The following is an 18,524-nucleotide window of genomic DNA, read 5'->3' as shown; positions in this document are numbered from 1 at the left end:
AGATTTTCATGACGAACCCGAAGCCTACAGAACCGATGTCGCGCAATCTGGTCCGCATAGGACTGGCCGTCGCCGTGCTGCTGCTGCTCGCTGCCGGTGGGGCATTTTATTATGCATCCCGTGTATCGGACAAAGCGCGGCATGCAGGAGCTGGCGACAAGATACAAGTCGCGATCAATGCAAAAAGCTGCGAGCCGAACGAATTGACCGTCCCGGCCGGGCGCTCGGTTTTTGAAATCATCAACAAGTCGGATCGCACGGTCGAGTGGGAAATCCTCGATGGTGTGATGGTTCTCGAAGAGCGCGAGAATATTGCGCCGGGCTTCAAGCAGACAATCACAGCGAAGCTGGCGCCAGGCGAATACCAGATTACCTGCGGGCTTCTTTCCAATCCTCGGGGCAAGCTGACCGTAACTGCGACCGCTGCCAGCGAAGCGGAAAAGAGCAAACTGCCCCTTATAGCTTTTATCGGTGCACTGGCTGAATATCAGATTTATCTCACAACCGAGGTTGCTGAATTCCAGAAAGCTGTTGCGGCGCTTTCCGCCGCAATAGCGAGCGGTAATCTGGAAGCCGCACAAGCCGCCTATGGTCCGGCGCGCGCCGCCTATGCGCGCATTGCGCCCGTCTCGGAAGCATTTTCCGATCTCGATACGGCCATTAATGCCCGTGCCGATTATTTCGAAAAGCGCGAGAAGGACGCAGGCTTCGGTGGTTTGCACCGTGTCGAATATGGTCTGTTCGAACAGAAATCCGTCGATGGACTGGCAGCTGTGGCTGGCAAGCTTGAGCAGGACGCCACCGTCTTGAAAGAACGCATTCGCGGACTTCGCATTTCACCGGACCGCATGATGGCGGGCACTGCTTCCGCCCTTAACCGTTTCGCTTCAACAGCGTCGGATGAAGGTGAGGACCGCTATGCACATACTGATCTGCAGGCTTTGTCGGGCCTTCTCGAAGGCGCCGCCAAGACTGCCAATGTCCTGCGCCCCATTGTCGAAAAGGTTGATCAAAAGGCATTCGAAGGCATCGACAAGGACGCTGCTTCGATCAAGTCGCTGCTCGGTGCGGACGCTCAGGGCAATGGTTTCAAGGCGTATGACGCACTGTCGCCTGATGAAAAGGCGAAATTCAAGGACGGCGCGGCACAACTTGCTGCGCAATTTACGAAACTCCGCGATCAGCTGGGAGTAGATTGATGACCAGAAAATTTTTTAAAAACGATACGATAACGTCTGAAGAACCTGTTTCGTCCGCTCGGCGCGCATTGCTGCTGGGTGCGGGAGCCGCCGGTGTTGCCGGAACTGTTGGAAGCGTGCTTGCACCTCAGGCAGCACAAGCGCTTTCTTCTGAGAACGTGACCAATGCGCCTGAGAGCGAGAAGCTTCACGAAAGCCAGGCTTTTTACGGAAAGCACCAGCCAGGCATCGTCACGCCGCGTCCCGCGGCCGGGCTCGTTGCTTCTTTCGACGTTTTGGCACGGGACCGCTCCGAACTTGAGCGCATGTTCCGGCTGCTCACCGAGAGGACCGAATTTCTGATGAAAGGCGGGACGCCGCCGGAACTCGATGCAAAATTTCCGCCCTCCGATTCCGGCATTCTTGGCCCGGTCGTCACACCCGACAATCTCACTGTTACGGTTGCGCTTGGTTCGTCTCTGTTCGATGACCGTTTTGGCCTGAAACCGTTGAAGCCGAAACTTCTGCAGCGCATGACGAGTTTTCCCAACGATGCCCTGCAAAAGGACATTTGCCACGGGGACCTCGTAATTCAGTTCTGTTCAAATACGCCGGACACGAACATTCACGCCCTGCGCGACATCATGAAGAACATGCCCGACCTTTTGTTGGTGCGCTGGAAACAGGAAGGGACGGTTCCTGTGCAGCCGCCGCATTCGCCGAAGGCGAAAGAAAGTGCGCGGAATTTCCTGGGCTTCCGCGACGGGTCTGCCAATCCCGATCCATCTGATGAGGCATTGATGAACCGCATCGTCTGGGTGGGCGAAAAAAATGCGGAGCCGGATTGGGCAACCAATGGCAGCTATATGGCGGTGCGCATCATACGGAACTTTGTCGAACGCTGGGATCGTACGCCGCTACAGGAACAGGAAGCGATTTTCGGACGGCGCAAGGATAGCGGAGCGCCATTCGACGGAAAAACCGAAACCGATGTTCCCAATTATGCGAAGGACGCCGACGGCAAAATCACGCCGCTCGACTCGCATATCCGCCTGGCAAATCCGCGCGATGCAAATGCCGAGCAGCACCTCATTCTGCGTCGTCCGTTCAACTATTCCAATGGCGTCAGCAAATCGGGCCAGCTTGATATGGGTCTGCTTTTCATCGCCTATCAGGCCGATCTGGAAAAGGGCTTCATCACGGTTCAGAACCGGCTCAACGGTGAGCCGCTGGAAGAATATCTGAAGCCGATCGGGGGTGGGTATTTCTTCGCGCTGCCAGGTGTTGAGGATCACAAGGACTACTACGCGCGCGCACTTTTGGAGGCCAGCGGTCCGCAAAATGCCCGCGGGTAAGGAAACTACCAGAACATTTTGATTTTACGCGCATTTTTTGAAATGCGTCCCACGTGGAGAGGCAAAATATGAAGTATCGTCTGCCATTGCTTGCATCGGCATGTGCCGTTGCCCTTACGCTCAGCTTCGGCGCTGCGAAGGCCGAAGTTTCACCGCTGGACCTCGTTCAGCCGATCGCTGATTACAAGGTCTATGTGCAGGAAAACCTCGACGTTCTGGTCAAGGACACCAAGGCGTTTACCGATGCGGTCAAGGCAGGCGATCTGGAAAAGGCTAAGGCGCTTTATCCCTCCACCCGTGTCTCCTACGAAAAGATCGAACCGATTGCCGAACTCTTCGCTGATCTCGACGCTTCGATCGACAGTCGTGCGGATGACCATGAAAATGGTGAGAAGTCGGAAGACTTCACCGGATTCCACCGTATCGAATACGGCCTGTTCGCGCAGAATTCGACCGAAGATCTCGCGCCCATTGCAGACAAGCTCTATGCTGATGTGCTGGAACTTCAGAAGCGGGTGAAAGACCTCACCGTGCCGCCAGAGAAGGTGGTTGGCGGTGCTGCTGCCTTGCTCGAAGAAGTGGCGGCAACCAAGATCTCCGGTGAGGAGGATCGTTACAGTCACACCGACCTCTGGGATTTCAAGGCCAATGTCGACGGTGCCCAAAAGATTGTCGAGCTTTTCAAGCCATTGCTGGAAAAGGAAAATCCGGACCTCGTGAAGAAGGTGGAAATCAACTTCAAGACGGTCGATGACATTCTCGCCAAGTACAAGAAGGGCGACGGCTACGAGTCCTACGACAAGCTGTCGGAAGATGATCGGAAGGCGTTGGCTGGTCCGGTAACAACGCTTGCCGAAGATCTCTCCACCCTGCGCGGCACGCTCGGCCTGAATTGAGAATAGAGAATTGAAATGGCGGGGTAACCCGCCATTTCATGCGCTCATGCGCAGCTTGATTTCTGCATTCAGCAGGACGCGCTGGGTTTCCGGCAGTTCCAGCCGGTCATCTGTTGTTTCGCCCAGCGTCCGAAACAAGAGTTCAATCGCCAGACGTCCGATCTCGTTATAGTCCTGAGCCACCGTTGTGAGTGGAGGGCAGGTATATTCCGACAGCGGATTGTTATCGTGACCCGCGACGCGAACGTCACAATCCTTGAGCCTGCCGATTTTAAGGCCGGCCTGCCAGAGGCCGCTAGTTACGCCGAAGGCGATGCGGTCGTTTGAGCACAGAACGGTGCTGGTCGGAAGTCTGCCCTTTTCGCGCAGAATTCTTGCGGTCTGCTCGAATGCATAACGTTCGAAATCCCAGCTGCGGCTTTCCTCCAGATCGATGATGCGCGGCTCATAACCGAGCTTTTCCATTGCCAGACGATAGGCTTCCTGCCGCTTGACAGCATTATTATTGACCATGGGCATGGAAAAATAACACGGCTCGCTGCCCGAGCGGCAAAGGTAATCGACAATTAGGTGGAAGGATTTGAGATTATCGGTCCCAACAAAGGGTGAGGTGCTGTCGAGCGGAGAGTCGACATATACAATCGGAACATCTTCGGCGAGGCGCGCCAACGTTGAATGCTGCGATGCTTCACCGAGCGGCGCAATAATGGCGCCGGCGACATTCAGAGATCGCAAGGTTTCGATCGCCTGCTTCTCAAGTTCGGGCTTGCCATCGGAAGAGAGAACAATTGCCAGATAGCCGCGTTGTTCCGCGAGGGATTGCAACCGTTTTGTCATCGCCATGTAGAAATGGTCGAGCTGGTTGGGGATGATTATACCCAGAATTGTCGTGCGACGCCGATTGAGGTTCACTGCGAAAAGATTGGGACGAAAACCCGATTGTTTGATTGCCGCTTCTATCAGCTCCCGGGTCTTGGGTCGAACGGACGATGGATCGCTGAAGTATTTCGACACCGTCGGACGCGAAAGCCCTACGAATTCCGAAAAATCTTCCATGGTGCGTATCGTCTTGCGCACGTCTCTATGTCCTGTTCGTCAATCGTCGTAGGTTTGGCTGCATGCGGCAAGGCTGCTTTTGGCGAAGCGGCAATGCAAATGGAACGCGCTGATTTCTCAGGACAGAATCTGATCCTGATTGCTGCTTCATCAACGATTTCAGGATGTTCCTCCAGCTCTGTTCGCCTTCATTCTCGCTCAGGCGATATCCGGTCAAACTGTCAAAGGCAGGGCAAAACGTCAAGCCGACAAATGTCTTTGCCGAGAATGATGCCATGGCTATTCCAGTATGCTAAAACAGTAACTCGTGAATTTGGTAGGTGAAATGTCCGCTTTTTCAGCCTTAGCCCCCTCTTCACACCGCGGTCGTTTCTCCTCACAACGCAAAATTGAAAACCGTGCTTGACAAGGCGTGAAAGCTCGCGCCATAAATTTTACATATGTAAGAATTTTGCTATGCATTCGTAAAGGAGGAGACGAAATGCGGACCAAATCTTATGTTGCAGGGCTTCTCGCGTCTGCTGCAGGGGTCGCACTTATGGCTGGAACTGCGTGGGCGGAAGAGCTCACCGTGGCCACAGTCAATAATGGTGATATGATCATCATGCAGAAACTGTCGCCGGAGTGGGAGAAAGCGACCGGCAATAAAATCAACTGGGTTGTTCTTGAGGAAAACGTGCTGCGTCAGCGCGTGACGACCGATATTGCTACCAAGAGCGGCCAGTTCGATATCCTGACCATTGGCGGCTACGAAACCCCGATCTGGGGCAAGGCGGGATGGCTCCTATCGGTCGACGATCTTGGCGAGGATTACGGTTATGACGATCTCATCAAGCCGGTTCGCGCCGGTCTGACGGTTGATGGCAAGCTCTACGCGGTTCCGTTCTACGCCGAAAGTTCGTTTACGCTATACCGCAAGGACCTGTTCGATGCGGCTGGGCTCAAGATGCCCGATGCGCCAACCTATGCGGAAATAAAAGACTTCGCGACCAAGCTTACTGACAAGTCGAAAGAACAATATGGTCTCTGCCTGCGCGGAAAGCCGGGCTGGGGCGAAAACATGGCCTATCTCGGTACGCTGATCAACACTTTCGGAGGCCGATGGTTCGATGAAAACTGGAAGCCACAGATCAATTCAGACGAATGGAAGAAGGCAATCAACTTCTATGTCGACCTGATGAAGGAAGCTGGACCTCCCGGAATTACCTCGAACGGTTTCAATGAAAATCAGGCGCTTTTCTCGACTGGCCATTGCGCCATGTGGATTGACGCCACTTCGGCGGCAGGCCGGATTTATGATCCTAAGCAGAGCCAGGTTGCGGACAAGGTTGCCTTCACCAAGGCACCGGTAGAGGCAACGCCGAATGGTTCGTCCTGGGCTTGGTCCTGGAACCTTGCAATTCCGGCATCGAGCAAGAAGGTCGATGCTGCAAAATCGTTCCTGAAATGGGCGACGTCGAAAGAGTACGTTGAGCTCGTAGGCAAGTCCGAAGGTTGGGTTGCCGTTCCTCCGGGCACGCGCCAGTCCACCTATGCCAATGAGGAATACAAGAAGGCAGCTCCGTTTGCGGACACAGTACTGAAAGCTATCGAATCTGCCGATCCGACCAAGCCGACCAAGGACCCGGTTCCCTATACCGGCATCCAGTTCGTAGCCATTCCTGAATTTCAGGCAATCGGGACATTGGTTGGTCAGGCGATTTCGTCGGCTGTCGCCGGTCAGCAGAGCGTGGATGCAGCGCTCGATGGCGCGCAGCGTCAGGTCGAACAGATCATGACGCAAGCGGGTTACATCAAGTAACGGCCAAAAGAGCGGTTCTGACGTTATCCGTTGGAACCGCTCTGACTGTTTGCTTTGCGCATTTCCCGTACGCAAAATCGTTCATGCTTTTGCTGGAGATGCTCTAGCGGCCTGTCGTCTTCGGTAGGAGGAGAAACGACTGGTCTGATTTTCGTAGACGTTCGCCGTGGCGAATCCGAAACGGGAAGGGGAGGATTGGTTCGAATGCCAGCAAACCAAACGTTGGCCGCAGGCACAAAGTCACGCTTTGCCGTCAAGTCGCGTCGCAGTGTCCGCACGGGACCACTGCTCGCTCCGGCAGTCATACTGCTTCTGCTCTGGATGATCGTCCCGCTGTCGATGACACTGTGGTTCTCGTTCCAGTACTACAATCTTATCAACCCGTTCATTACCGGCTTTGCCGGTTTCTCGAACTATTCCTTCCTGCTGTCCGATCCCACGCTTTGGTCGGCGATCGCCAAGACGCTTATTCTCGTTGTTTCTGTTCTGGTGATATCTGTCGTTTGCGGCGTACTCTTCGCCGTCATCTTCGATCAGGAATTCTGGGGAAAAAACATAGCGAGGCTTCTGGTCATCGCACCGTTCTTCGTTATGCCGACCGTGTCGGCGCTCATCTGGAAAAACCTGTTGATGCATCCGGTGAATGGGCTGTTCGCCTTCATCTCGCGCAGTTTCGGATTGCCGGTCATCGACTGGTTTTCACAGTTTCCAATGGCATCCATCGTCTTGATCGTGTCCTGGCAATGGGTGCCGTTTGCGACGCTGATCCTGATGACGGCAATGCAGTCCCTTGATCGGGAACAGATGGAGGCCGCGCGACTTGACGGTGCCAAGGGGCCGGTCATGTTTTTTTACATCGTGTTGCCGCACCTGCTGCGCCCGATTTCGGTCGTCATAATGATCCAGACGATTTTCCTTCTTTCAGTCTTCGCGGAAATTCTCGTCACCACTTCAGGGGGGCCGGGTATCGCCACAACGACGCTTACCTATTTCATCTATCTTAAAGCACTTCTTCAGTGGGATATCGGCGGCGCTTCCGCAGCTGGCGTTATCGCAATCATCCTGGCCAACATCGTTGCAGCGTTCCTGATCCGGACCGTTGCACGAAATCTGGATAGTTAGGGGGCTGACCGATGGCTGCAAAACGCAGGATCAACAAGGCCGCGGTCTCGGCTGGGGTTATCGGCTGGATTGTGGCGCTACTGATGTTCTTCCCGATTCTCTGGATGCTGCTCGCTGCATTCAAGACGGAAATCGACGCGGTGGCGCCCCCAAGACTATTCTTTGAGCCGACACTGGAGAATTTCGTAGCGGTCAATCAGCGAGCCGATTATTTCCGCTATGCCATGAACAGCATCGTTGAAAGTCTTGGTGCGACCATTCTCTCGCTTATTATCGCGGTGCCAGCCGCTTATGCCGCGGCATTCTTCCCCGGCAAGCGCACTAAAGACCTTCTCTTGTGGATGCTTTCCACCAAGATGCTGCCCGCCGTCGGCGTATTGGTGCCAATCTATCTTCTCGCGCGTGATAGCGGACTTCTCGATACGCGCACGGGCCTTATCATCATCTTCACCCTGTCCAATCTGCCGATTGTCGTCTGGATGCTCTATTCCTTTTTCAAGGAAGTGCCGGGAGAAATCCTGGAAGCAAGCCGCATGGACGGGGCGAAAGTCGGCCAGCAGATACGCTATCTGCTTTTACCACTAAGCCTTCCGGGTATAGCGTCGACCGCGCTTCTTTCCATCATTCTATGCTGGAACGAAGCGTTCTGGAGCCTCAACCTTACGGCTTCGCAAGCGGGCCCGCTCACCGCCTTCATCGCCTCCTTCTCATCCCCGGAAGGATTGTTCTGGGCAAAACTCTCGGCAGCGTCCACGCTCGCCATCGCGCCGATACTTGTCTTCGGGTGGATCACGCAGCGCCAGTTGGTGCGCGGCCTCACCTTCGGCGCCGTGAAATAGAGGAAATGAAATGGCTACACTTTCATTTAAAAACGCCACCAAGTCCTTCGGCAATATTGATGTTATCAAAGGGGTCGATCTGGATATTGCCGACCGTGAATTTGTGGTTTTCGTTGGGCCGTCCGGTTCGGGCAAGTCAACGCTTCTGCGCATGATCGCCGGGCTCGAGGAAATTACTGGAGGTGATCTCACCATTGACGGGCAGCGTATCAACGATACGCCGCCGGACGAGCGCGGTCTTGCCATGGTTTTCCAGACCTATGCGCTCTACCCGCATATGAACGTTCGCGACAATATGGGTTTTGCGCTGAAACTCGCCGGTGTCGCCAAGGCTGAACGTGAGAGCAAGGTTGAAGAAGTTGCAAAAACGCTGCAACTCGATCAGTTGCTCGACCGCAAGCCGAAACAGCTTTCGGGGGGGCAGCGCCAGCGCGTTGCCATCGGACGCGCGATGGTGCGCGAACCGAAGATATTCCTGTTCGACGAGCCGCTGTCCAATCTCGATGCAGCGCTGCGCGTGCAGATGCGTATCGAGTTGGCGCGTCTGCACGACCGCCTCAATGCAACAATGATCTATGTCACGCACGATCAGGTGGAAGCCATGACGCTTGCGCACAAGATCGTGGTTCTCCGTGATGGCAAGGTGGAGCAGGTGGGATCGCCGCTGGAGCTTTACCACCATCCGGTCAATCGGTTTGTGGCCGGCTTTATCGGTTCACCGACCATGAACTTCATCGAAGTCAACGCCAGCATAGTCGATGCCGATGGGGTCACAGTCCAACTCGCCAATGGCCGTTCGGTCAAAGCGCCCGTCAAAGGCGTAGGAGTAAACGCGGGTGCGCCCTTGGTTCTCGGCATTCGTCCGGAACATCTTCACCCGACCTCTGATGGTATTCTCGAGGGAGAGATCATGGTTGTAGAACGCCTTGGCGGTGAGACTTATCTCTATGTACAAAATGAAAGCGCAACCGGACTGGTTGTTGCGGAGGCAGGCGGGGGCAGCGAGGCACGTGCACACGAAACGGCCAAGCTGGGTTTTGACCCGACCGATGCGCATTTGTTTACACCTGACGGCAAGGCTCTGGAGCGCTTTGAACGGCATCCATTATTGCTGACGGAAAAGAAAACGCACCTGTAGGAGCAGGCTGCAATATCCCGGAGTATCCCCATGAGACTGAAAGACAAGGTGGCCCTCATCACTGGTGCGGCGCGCGGTATTGGGCTTGGATTTGCCGAAGCCTACGCGCGCGAGGGCGCGAAGGTCGTCATCGCCGACATCAACATTGACCGGGCGGAAGAAGCCGCGCGCAGTATCGGTACATCGGTCAAGGCGGTAAAGCTTGATGTGACTGACCTTCGCCAGATCGACGATGTGGTCGCGAAAATCGACGCGGATTATGGCGGTATCGATATTCTGGTCAACAATGCCGCGATCTTCGACATGGCTCCCGTCAACGAATTGACCGAAGACAGCTACGAGCGTGTGTTGGGTATCAACCTCAAGGGACCGCTTTTCATGATGAAAGCGGTTTCAAATGTGATGATCAAGCGCGGACGCGGCGGCAAGATCATCAATATGGCCAGCCAGGCAGGGCGTCGCGGCGAGGCGCTCGTGACGCTCTATTGCGCATCGAAGGCGGCCATCATTTCCGCTACGCAGTCGGCCGCTCTTGCTCTGGTCAAATACGGTATCAACGTGAATGCGATTGCCCCCGGCGTGGTCGATGGCGAGCACTGGGATGTGGTGGATGCGAACTTTGCGAAATGGGAAGGTTTGAAACCGGGTGAGAAAAAGGCTGCGGTGGCAAAATCTGTGCCGATCGGTCGGTTTGCGACGCCTGAAGATATTACTGGCATGGCGGTGTTCCTCGCGTCATCTGACAGCGACTATATCTTAGCCCAGACTTTCGGTGTTGATGGCGGCAACTGGATGGCATGAGGCGGTGGGGCCGAGACATAAAATGAAAGCGATCTATTTTACCGGCCACGGCGAAGCAGGCCTGACCGACTTACCGGAACCGGCATTGCAGCCTGGGCACGCCTTGATCGACGTCAAGGCGTCAGGTCTCTGTCATACCGACATTGATGTCCTGCATGGCCGCTACGGTTCCAGCGCATTTCCGTTGGTGCCGGGTCACGAATATGCGGGCATTGTGGTCGCCGTGGCAGAAGACGTAACCAATGTGAAGGTGGGCGACCGCGTTGCGGTCGATCCGAATATTCCATGCGGTTATTGCCGTGCCTGCCTCAAGGGGCTGACCAATCTCTGTTCGGATTTGAAAGCTTATGGCGTAACGCACAATGGTGGCTTTGCGAGTATGAGTCTTGTCGAGGCAAGCCATCTCCATTCCATCGGGGATCTGCCTTTCAATGTAGCGGCCCTCGCGGAACCGCTTGCCTGTGTCCTCAACGGACTTGGCGCAGCAGATCTCAAGACTGGTCCATACGGAACCGAAACCGCGCTCGTCTTCGGTGCCGGGCCTATAGGATTGTTGCTTGCGTTGTCGCTGAAGGCACGAGGTGTAAAGCACGTTGCTGTAGCCGATATCAACGAACACCGGCTGGCATTTGCGGAGGGCCTGGGGCTTGAGCCAGTCGTTTCGGGCTCGGAAATGCTGGATAAGCCTAAACGCAGCTTTGATTTTGTCGCGGATGCCACCGGTATTACCCAGGTCGTTGAAAGCATGGTGAGCTACGCGGCTGATGGCGGGACGGTTCTGATGTTTGGCGTTTGTGCACCGGAGGCCCGGATTTCGGTCGCGCCTTTTGAAATCTTCCGCCGTCAGATTCGAATTGCAGGGTCACATTCGCTCAATCGCAACATTCCGCAGGCCCTGGAAATCCTGAAGCAGGACCAAGGCGAAATGGCACGCCTTGTATCGCACCAGCTGCCCCTTAGGGAGATGCTGCCTCACTTCACCAAACATGGCGGTGATCCAGCCACGATGAAAGTCCAGTTCGTACCCGATTGAATTGAAGGAAATCGTCATGACAAAGCTGTCCCGCGTAACGCTTCAGGGCTTTGATAATGTCCATAAACCCGGCTACGACCCAACTTGTTTGAAACCGGGCATCGTGCATTTCGGTGTGGGGAATTTTCACCGTGCCCATCAGGCTGTCTACCTGGATGATCTGTTTGGAATGGGCGAGGGGTACGACTGGGCGTTGGTCGGGGCCGGGGTGCGTGGCAGTGACGACGCCATGCGTGATACGCTCATGGCGCAAGACTGGCTTACCACAGTTGTCGAACAAGAAGCTGATTATGCGGGGGCAAGGATTACCGCTTCCATGGTCGATTATGTAACCCTATCGACAGAGGAGGGGCGAAAGGCTTTGATGGCCTACCTTACATCACCTGATACTCGCATCGTTTCCATGACGATCACCGAAGGTGGTTATTACATCGATCCGGCAAGTCAGACCTTTGATCCTGCCCACCCCGATATTGTGGCGGATGCCGCCCATCCAAATCAACCGAACACCGTCTTCGGTCTGATTGTGCAGGCGCTGAAATTGCGTAAGGCGGCTGGTGTGCAGCCCTTCACCGTGATGTCGTGTGATAACATTCCGGGCAATGGGCATGTGACCGAAGATGCTGTCGTCGGTCTCGCGAAACTGGATGATCCCGCCTTTGCCGATTGGATTTCAGCCCATGTCGCTTTTCCAAATTCCATGGTGGACCGCATTACGCCGGCCACCGGCGCGCGTGAACGCGAGTTCGCAGCGAAGGAGTTCGGGATCGAAGATGGCTGGCCAGTCTTCTGTGAAGGTTTCAAGCAATGGGTGGTGGAAGACAATTTTCCTGCTGGACGTCCCGCGCTGGAGAAGGTTGGCGTCACGTTTACCGATCAGGTCGCCGCTTATGAATTGATGAAGATCCGTATTCTGAACGGCGGCCATGCGGCTATCGCTTATCCGGGCGGTTTGCTCGACATACATTTCGTGCATGAGGCCATGGAGCACCCGTTGATCCGGCGCTATCTGGAAAAGCTCACCACGGAAGAGATCATCCCTGAAGTGCCGCCGGTGCCTGATACCGATCTGGAGGCCTATCGGCTTCTCATTGACAAGCGCTTCGCCAATCCAAGCATCGGCGATACAATTCGCAGGCTATGCCTCGACGGTTCCAACCGCCAGCCGAAATTCATTCTGCCAACAGCTTCTGATCGAGTGGCTGAAGGCAAGTCTGTGACAGGATTGGCGCTCGTTTCCGCATTCTGGTGCCGCTATTGCTATGGCAGAACCGATAGCGGCGCGATCATCGAACCTAACGATCCGTCGTGGGATCGCCTGGCTCGACAGGCGGCACTCGCGAAAAGTAATCCGTCGGCCTGGCTTGCAATGGAAGACATCTTTGGCTCGCTTGCCTCAAATTCAGCCTATGTCACGGCGTTCTCGTCCGCGCTTCTACGCATCTGGCAGGATGGGACTGTTAAAACGCTCGAGCGGTATCTGGCAGGTGACCCGCTATAACCAAATTACAATGCGCCCGGATAGACCCTGACCGGACGATTGTCCTTGACCGACTCCATGACCACAAAAGTGGATGTGCTCGCCACATTGGGCAAGCTCGAAATCTTTTCGCCCAGCACCTCGCGGTAACGCCGGATGTTGGGCGTTCGCACTTTCAGAAGATAGTCGAAAGAGCTGGCAATCATGTGGCATTCTTCGACTTCGCGTATTTTGCGCACCGCCGTGTTGAATGCTTCAAGTGCGGCTTCGCGTGTGTCGGACAATTTAACTGTCGTGAAGGCGATGTGATCGAGACCAAGTTTTTCGGGATCGATTTCCGCGCGGAAGCCGACAATATAGCCTTCATCGACCAGTCTTTTCAGCCTCGCCTGGCAAGGGGTCTTGGATAGGCCGACCTTTTTCGAGAGTTCGGTCACCGGAATGCGCCCATCTTCGCTCAGGACTTCCAGAATGCGTCGATCAAACTGATCCAGATCGTCTAAAGAATCTATCTTTCGCATTCTTTTTGCCTTCATTCGAGCCAATAATAAGATCGATAATCCTTCATATGAAGCAAATGAAGGCAGAATGCAATTTGGACAAATGTTAGTGTGCGCCCACATAAAGCAGAGCTAAACTGGGCAGAGACGCTCGGGGCTGTTTTCATTTGCGAGCATTGCACCATGACCGACACCATACCCGTCCCCACCAATCCGGTTTTCCAGACTTTTGCGCCGCCGATCCGCGAGCAAAACGCGATGAGGCAGGCGATCACCGCCGCTTATCGTCGTCCTGAAGCCGAATGCGTTTCCGCATTGGCTGCGCAGGCTGCTTTGCCGGAAGAAACGGCCAAGCAGATCCGTGCCACGGCCCGCAAGCTGATCGAAGCGTTGCGCGCCAAGCACAAGGGCACAGGCGTCGAAGGTCTGGTGCATGAATATTCGCTGTCGAGCCAGGAAGGCGTGGCGCTGATGTGCCTTGCCGAAGCGCTGCTGCGTATCCCCGACATGGCGACGCGCGACGCGCTGATCCGCGACAAGATTTCCAATGGCGACTGGAAGTCCCATATCGGCGGCGGGCGTTCGCTTTTCGTCAACGCGGCAACCTGGGGCCTTGTGGTCACCGGCAAGCTGACGAATACAGTCAATGATCGCGGCCTGTCAGCCGCTCTGACGCGCCTGATCGCGCGTTGCGGCGAGCCTGTCATTCGCCGTGGCGTTGACATGGCCATGCGCATGATGGGCGAACAGTTCGTCACCGGCGAAACCATCGACGAGGCGTTGAAACGCGCCAAGCCGTTGGAAGAACGCGGTTTCCGCTATTCCTACGACATGCTGGGTGAAGCCGCGACGACTGCTGCTGACGCCGAGCGCTATTACAAGGATTACGAGACCGCGATCCACGCCATTGGTCGTGCATCGGCTGGTCGGGGCATTTATGAGGGCCCCGGCATTTCCATCAAGCTTTCTGCTCTGCATCCGCGTTACGTCCGCTCACAGAGCGACCGCGTGATGGGAGAGCTTCTGCCCAAGGTGAAGGCGCTCGCTGTCATCGCCAAGTCTTATAATATCGGCCTCAATATCGATGCCGAAGAAGCTGACCGTCTGGAACTGTCGCTCGATCTGTTGCAGAGCCTCATCGAAGACCCGGAGTTGGCGGATTGGGAAGGCATCGGCTTTGTGGTGCAGGCCTATGGCAAGCGTTGTCCGTTTGTGCTCGATTTCATCATTGATCTGGCGCGGCAGAACAAACGCCGCGTGATGGTTCGTCTGGTCAAGGGCGCTTACTGGGATGCCGAGATCAAGCGTGCGCAGGTGGATGGACTGGAAGATTTCCCGGTTTATACGCGCAAGGTACATACCGATGTTTCCTACATAGCCTGCGCCCGCAAGCTTCTGGCTGCGACCGATGCCGTTTTCCCGCAATTTGCAACCCACAATGCGCAGACGCTGGCCACCATCTATCATTTGGCTGGGCCGGATTTTAAAACCGGCAAGTTTGAGTTCCAGTGCCTGCATGGCATGGGTGAGCCGCTTTATGATGAAGTTGTCGGCGCTGACAAGCTTGGCCGTCCGGCCCGCATTTATGCGCCTGTCGGCACGCATGAAACGCTGCTGGCTTATCTCGTCCGCCGCCTTCTTGAAAACGGCGCGAATTCCTCCTTCGTCAACCGTATCGGTGACGAAAATGTTTCCGTTGATGAGCTGATCGCCGATCCGGTTGAAGTCGTTCGCTCCATGGCTGTTGTCGGGGCACGCCATGATCAGATTGCCCTGCCGGAAAATCTCTATGGCGCGCGCAAGAATTCCGATGGTTTCGATCTGTCGAACGAGACTACGCTTGCTGAACTGAGCAAAATTCTGAAAGACAGCGCCACTCGTGCATGGACATCGGAGCCGCAGGTTGCTGGCGCCAAGGTGAAGGGAACCAGCCGTCCGGTGCTCAATCCCGGCGATCACAGCGATGTTGTAGGCCAGGTGACGGAGATTGCCGAGGCAGACGTAGCCAAGGCCATGAAGGCAGCAAAGAAGGCAACGGCGAGCTGGTCGGTGGTCGCGCCTGCTGAGCGTGCAGCCTGTCTGGAACGTGCCGCTGACATCATGCAGCGTGATATGCCGGTTCTACTGGGCCTCATCATGCGCGAAGCTGGCAAATCCATGCCAAACGCGATTGCCGAAGTACGCGAAGCCATCGACTTCCTGCGCTATTATGCGGAACAGACCCGGCGTACGCTGGGCGTTGGCCATAAGGCGCTGGGGCCTATCGTCTGCATCAGCCCGTGGAACTTTCCGCTGGCGATCTTCACCGGCCAGATTGCGGCAGCGCTTGTCGCCGGCAATCCGGTGCTGGCAAAGCCTGCCGAAGAAACCCCGCTTATTGCAGCACAGGGCGTTCGTATCCTGCATGAGGCTGGCATTCCCGCTGATGCGCTGCAGCTTCTGCCGGGCGATGGCCGCATTGGGGCCGCGTTGGTTGCTGCCGAAGAAACATGCGGCGTGATGTTCACAGGCTCGACCGAAGTGGCGCGTCTCATTCAGGCGCAGCTTGCCTCCCGTCTGTTGCCAAATGGAAAGCCTATTCCGCTCATTGCTGAAACCGGCGGTCAGAATGCAATGATCGTGGATTCTTCTGCGCTCGCCGAGCAGGTCGTTTTCGACGTGATTGCATCGGCATTTGATAGCGCCGGTCAGCGTTGTTCAGCGCTGCGTGTTCTCTGCCTCCAGGAAGACGTCGCTGACCGCATCCTGACCATGCTCAAGGGCGCACTGAAGGAACTTTCGATCGGTCGTACCGACCGGCTGAACGTCGATATTGGCCCGGTCATCACCGATGAAGCCAAGACCATAATCGAAAAGCACGTTCAGGCTATGCGCGATCTCGGCCGCAAGGTCGAACAGCTGCCGCTTGGGGCTGAAACCGAGAAGGGCACTTTTGTTGCGCCGACCATCATCGAGATCAATTCGCTTCGCGATCTGAAACGGGAAGTCTTCGGCCCGGTATTGCATGTCGTGCGCTACAAGCGCGATGATATGGAGCGTCTGATCGACGACATTAACGCGACGGGTTACGGGCTTACTTTCGGCCTGCATACACGCCTTGACGAAACCATCGCCAACGTTGCGGATCGTATCCGTGTCGGCAATATCTATATCAATCGCAATGTTATCGGCGCCATTGTCGGCGTGCAGCCTTTCGGCGGGCGCGGCCTGTCCGGCACCGGACCCAAGGCTGGTGGCCCACTCTACCTTGGACGTTTGGTGGAAGCAGCGCCGATCCCGCCGCGCCACAGCTCGGTTCACACCGATCCGGCGCTTAAGGACTTTGCCAAGTGGCTTGGCAATCGTGGCATGAATGATCTGGCACAAGCTGCCCGCGATACCGGCAGCGCCTCGGCGCTCGGCCTTGATCTGGAATTGCCGGGCCCGGTCGGTGAGCGCAATCTTTATGCGTTGCATGCGCGTGGAAATATCCTGCTGGTTCCGCAGACGGAAACAGGCCTTTATCGCCAGATGACTGCTGCCCTTGCCACGGGTAATACCGTCTATATTGACGAGACTTCGGGCTTGCGGAATGTTCTGAAAGATATTCCGGCTTCCGTGGCAGCGCGTACGATCTGGACCAATAACTGGGAATCCGATGCGCCATTTGCCGGTGCTCTGATTGAAGGCGACGCTGAACGCATCGTGGAGATCAATAAGAAGATCGCGACGCTCCCCGGGCCGTTGGTTCTGACGCAGGCGGCTTCCTCGGAAGAACTGGCAAACAACCCGGACGCCTATTGCCTCAATTGGCTTCTGGAAGAAGTTTCGACCTCGATCAACACCACGGCTGCGGGTGGCAATGCCAGCCTGATGGCAATCGGCTGACCCAAAAAAGGCGGCTGCGGCCGCCTTTTTCTTTTTCGGTCGGTCTTGCATGGCTGTGCACCGATAACCTGGAGCGGTTCCTGTTCTAACAGAATCGCCGGAACCGCTCTAAGTGTTTGTTTTAGCGCATTATCCATCCCAAAACCGTTTCACACTTTTGCTGGAAATGCTCTAAAACAGAATTATTGGATTATTTTTTATGGTTTCAGAATAAAATTTACAAAGGCATTGACAGGCTTTTATAAAAAGCAAAGACTATGCACACGCTTGCAAAAGCGTCGGCGTGGAGGCGCCGCATAAAGGGAGGAAAACAATGCGTTCGGCATTTTTCGTTGCTGCGCTCGCTGCGGGCGTATCTTCATTTGCTTTTTCTGCGCAGGCCGCAGGCAATCTCAATCTCATTTGTTCGGCGGATGTGGTCATCTGCGAGCAGATGAAGAACATGTTCGAGAAGGATACCGGCATCAAGGTCAACATGGTCCGGCTTTCTTCCGGTGAAACCTACGCCAAGATACGGGCCGAAGCGCGCAATCCGAAAACCGACATCTGGTGGGCCGGCACGGGCGATCCGCACCTGCAGGCAGCTTCCGAAGGGCTGACGCTTGAGTATAAGTCGCCGATGCTCGAGCAACTGAATGATTGGGCCAAGAAGCAGGCCGAAAGCTCCGGATTCCGCACGGTCGGGGTTTATGCCGGTGCGCTCGGTTGGGGTTACAATACTGATATTCTGGCCAAGAAAAACCTGAAAGAGCCGAAATGCTGGGCTGATTTGCTCGACGCATCCTACAAGGGCGAAATCCAGATGGCCAACCCGAACTCTTCAGGCACGGCCTATACGGCGTTGGCTACGCTCGTGCAGATCATGGGCGAAGACAAGGCCTATGAATATTTGAAGAAGCTCAACGAGAACGTATCGCAGTACACCAAATCAGGCTCGGCCCCGGTCAAGTCGGCGGCGCGAGGGGAGACAGGTATCGGCATCGTCTTCATGCACGATGCGGTTTCGATGACGGCGGAAGGCTTCCCGATCAAGTCAGTCGCACCGTGCGAAGGCACTGGTTATGAAATTGGCTCAATGTCCATCATAAAGGGTGCCAAGAATCTTGAGAACGCCAAGAAGTGGTATGACTGGGCGCTGACCGCCGAAGTGCAGTCGCACATGAAGGATGCGAAGTCCTTCCAGTTGCCGTCGAACAAGTCGGCTGAAGTGCCAAAGGAATCGCCGCGCTTCGAGGACATCAAGCTCATTGATTATGACTTCAAGACATATGGCGAACCGGCCAAGCGCAAGGAATTGCTCGAGCGCTGGGATAAGGAAATCGGCGCGCACGCCAACTGATCTTTCGTTAGCTTGAAATCCGGGTGCGCCGCTCCTGTTGTGCGACGCACCATTTCCAAATGGCGGAGCTGCCAGCGGTATTCCTGAAGAATGCAGGAGCCGGAGCGCTGGTCATTCCT

The 18,524-nt window shown here is 55.5% G+C and carries 14 protein-coding genes; 12 read left to right on the top strand and 2 right to left on the bottom strand.

Annotated features, from left to right (window positions below; genetic code table 11):
* Window positions 1-8 precede the first annotated feature (8 nt).
* The 3 genes from efeO (OINT_RS16965) to efeO (OINT_RS16955) all read left to right on the top strand — a co-directional run bounded on the left by efeO (OINT_RS16965) (window position 9) and on the right by efeO (OINT_RS16955) (window position 3,429).
* Window positions 9-1,199 (top strand): iron uptake system protein EfeO, encoded by a 1,191-nt coding sequence (gene efeO / locus OINT_RS16965; protein WP_006469120.1) that lies wholly within the window; start codon window positions 9-11, stop codon window positions 1,197-1,199.
* A complete protein-coding gene (gene efeB, locus OINT_RS16960) occupies window positions 1,199-2,533 on the top strand; it encodes an iron uptake transporter deferrochelatase/peroxidase subunit (RefSeq protein WP_021587283.1) in 1,335 nt (444 codons plus the stop codon). Before efeO (OINT_RS16965) ends, efeB begins: the two co-directional genes overlap by 1 nt.
* Before the next feature lie 68 nt (window positions 2,534-2,601).
* A complete protein-coding gene (gene efeO, locus OINT_RS16955) occupies window positions 2,602-3,429 on the top strand; it encodes an iron uptake system protein EfeO (RefSeq protein ID WP_006471993.1) in 828 nt (275 codons plus the stop codon).
* Between the two features lie 36 nt (window positions 3,430-3,465).
* Here efeO (OINT_RS16955) and OINT_RS16950 read toward each other — a convergent pair whose 3' ends face one another.
* Complete coding sequence (locus OINT_RS16950) at window positions 3,466-4,485, bottom strand: LacI family DNA-binding transcriptional regulator (protein ID WP_006471994.1); 1,020 nt, start codon at window positions 4,483-4,485, stop codon at window positions 3,466-3,468.
* 481 nt (window positions 4,486-4,966) lie between these two features.
* On the opposite strand from OINT_RS16950, the gene OINT_RS16945 reads away from it, so the two are divergent.
* From OINT_RS16945 to OINT_RS16915, 7 genes are all read left to right on the top strand, one after another.
* A complete protein-coding gene (locus tag OINT_RS16945) occupies window positions 4,967-6,286 on the top strand; it encodes an ABC transporter substrate-binding protein (protein ID WP_006471995.1) in 1,320 nt (439 codons plus the stop codon).
* Between the two features lie 204 nt (window positions 6,287-6,490).
* Window positions 6,491-7,408: a carbohydrate ABC transporter permease gene (locus OINT_RS16940; protein WP_021587282.1), complete on the top strand. Its 918-nt coding sequence runs from the start codon at window positions 6,491-6,493 to the stop codon at window positions 7,406-7,408.
* 11 nt (window positions 7,409-7,419) lie between these two features.
* Window positions 7,420-8,247 carry a carbohydrate ABC transporter permease gene (locus OINT_RS16935; protein WP_006469113.1) on the top strand — a complete coding sequence of 276 codons (828 nt, stop codon included), beginning with the start codon at window positions 7,420-7,422 and terminating at the stop codon, window positions 8,245-8,247.
* Window positions 8,248-8,257: 10 nt separating this feature from the next.
* Window positions 8,258-9,385 (top strand): ABC transporter ATP-binding protein, encoded by a 1,128-nt coding sequence (locus OINT_RS16930; RefSeq protein WP_006469112.1) that lies wholly within the window; start codon window positions 8,258-8,260, stop codon window positions 9,383-9,385.
* A 30-nt stretch (window positions 9,386-9,415) separates the two neighbouring features.
* Window positions 9,416-10,186: an L-iditol 2-dehydrogenase gene (locus OINT_RS16925; RefSeq protein WP_006469111.1), complete on the top strand. Its 771-nt coding sequence runs from the start codon at window positions 9,416-9,418 to the stop codon at window positions 10,184-10,186.
* A 22-nt stretch (window positions 10,187-10,208) separates the two neighbouring features.
* Complete coding sequence (locus OINT_RS16920; protein ID WP_006471538.1) at window positions 10,209-11,219, top strand: zinc-dependent alcohol dehydrogenase family protein; 1,011 nt, start codon at window positions 10,209-10,211, stop codon at window positions 11,217-11,219.
* 16 nt (window positions 11,220-11,235) lie between these two features.
* Window positions 11,236-12,720: a mannitol dehydrogenase family protein gene (locus tag OINT_RS16915; protein ID WP_006471540.1), complete on the top strand. Its 1,485-nt coding sequence runs from the start codon at window positions 11,236-11,238 to the stop codon at window positions 12,718-12,720.
* 5 nt (window positions 12,721-12,725) lie between these two features.
* Here OINT_RS16915 and OINT_RS16910 read toward each other — a convergent pair whose 3' ends face one another.
* Window positions 12,726-13,220, bottom strand: a complete 495-nt coding sequence (locus OINT_RS16910; protein ID WP_006471541.1) for an Lrp/AsnC family transcriptional regulator — start codon at window positions 13,218-13,220, stop codon at window positions 12,726-12,728.
* Window positions 13,221-13,382: 162 nt separating this feature from the next.
* Between OINT_RS16910 and putA the strand changes: the two genes are divergently transcribed.
* Window positions 13,383-17,066, top strand: coding sequence for a trifunctional transcriptional regulator/proline dehydrogenase/L-glutamate gamma-semialdehyde dehydrogenase (gene putA / locus OINT_RS16905; protein ID WP_006471542.1), 3,684 nt, complete (start codon window positions 13,383-13,385; stop codon window positions 17,064-17,066).
* 313 nt (window positions 17,067-17,379) lie between these two features.
* Window positions 17,380-18,405 carry an ABC transporter substrate-binding protein gene (locus tag OINT_RS16900; protein WP_006471543.1) on the top strand — a complete coding sequence of 342 codons (1,026 nt, stop codon included), beginning with the start codon at window positions 17,380-17,382 and terminating at the stop codon, window positions 18,403-18,405.
* Window positions 18,406-18,524 lie beyond the last annotated feature (119 nt).

Source organism: Brucella intermedia LMG 3301 (genome assembly GCF_000182645.1).
GTDB classification, from domain to species: Bacteria; Pseudomonadota; Alphaproteobacteria; order Rhizobiales; family Rhizobiaceae; genus Brucella; species Brucella intermedia.
This window is presented reverse-complemented; position numbering and strand designations above follow the sequence as displayed.

Bases quoted from the DNA above. Each gene is read 5' to 3' on its own strand.
- OINT_RS16925 (WP_006469111.1), top strand. From the start codon at position 9,416: ATGAGACTGAAAGACAAGGTGGCCCTCATCACTGGTGCGGCGCGCGGT.
- OINT_RS16900 (WP_006471543.1), top strand. From the start codon at position 17,380: ATGCGTTCGGCATTTTTCGTTGCTGCGCTCGCTGCGGGCGTATCTTCA.
- efeB (WP_021587283.1), top strand. From the start codon at position 1,199: ATGACCAGAAAATTTTTTAAAAACGATACGATAACGTCTGAAGAACCT.
- OINT_RS16910 (WP_006471541.1), bottom strand. From the start codon at position 13,220: ATGCGAAAGATAGATTCTTTAGACGATCTGGATCAGTTTGATCGACGC.
- OINT_RS16935 (WP_006469113.1), top strand. From the start codon at position 7,420: ATGGCTGCAAAACGCAGGATCAACAAGGCCGCGGTCTCGGCTGGGGTT.
- efeO (WP_006471993.1), top strand. From the start codon at position 2,602: ATGAAGTATCGTCTGCCATTGCTTGCATCGGCATGTGCCGTTGCCCTT.
- OINT_RS16940 (WP_021587282.1), top strand. From the start codon at position 6,491: ATGCCAGCAAACCAAACGTTGGCCGCAGGCACAAAGTCACGCTTTGCC.
- OINT_RS16950 (WP_006471994.1), bottom strand. From the start codon at position 4,485: ATGGAAGATTTTTCGGAATTCGTAGGGCTTTCGCGTCCGACGGTGTCG.
- efeO (WP_006469120.1), top strand. From the start codon at position 9: ATGACGAACCCGAAGCCTACAGAACCGATGTCGCGCAATCTGGTCCGC.
- OINT_RS16915 (WP_006471540.1), top strand. From the start codon at position 11,236: ATGACAAAGCTGTCCCGCGTAACGCTTCAGGGCTTTGATAATGTCCAT.
- OINT_RS16930 (WP_006469112.1), top strand. From the start codon at position 8,258: ATGGCTACACTTTCATTTAAAAACGCCACCAAGTCCTTCGGCAATATT.
- putA (WP_006471542.1), top strand. From the start codon at position 13,383: ATGACCGACACCATACCCGTCCCCACCAATCCGGTTTTCCAGACTTTT.
- OINT_RS16945 (WP_006471995.1), top strand. From the start codon at position 4,967: ATGCGGACCAAATCTTATGTTGCAGGGCTTCTCGCGTCTGCTGCAGGG.
- OINT_RS16920 (WP_006471538.1), top strand. From the start codon at position 10,209: ATGAAAGCGATCTATTTTACCGGCCACGGCGAAGCAGGCCTGACCGAC.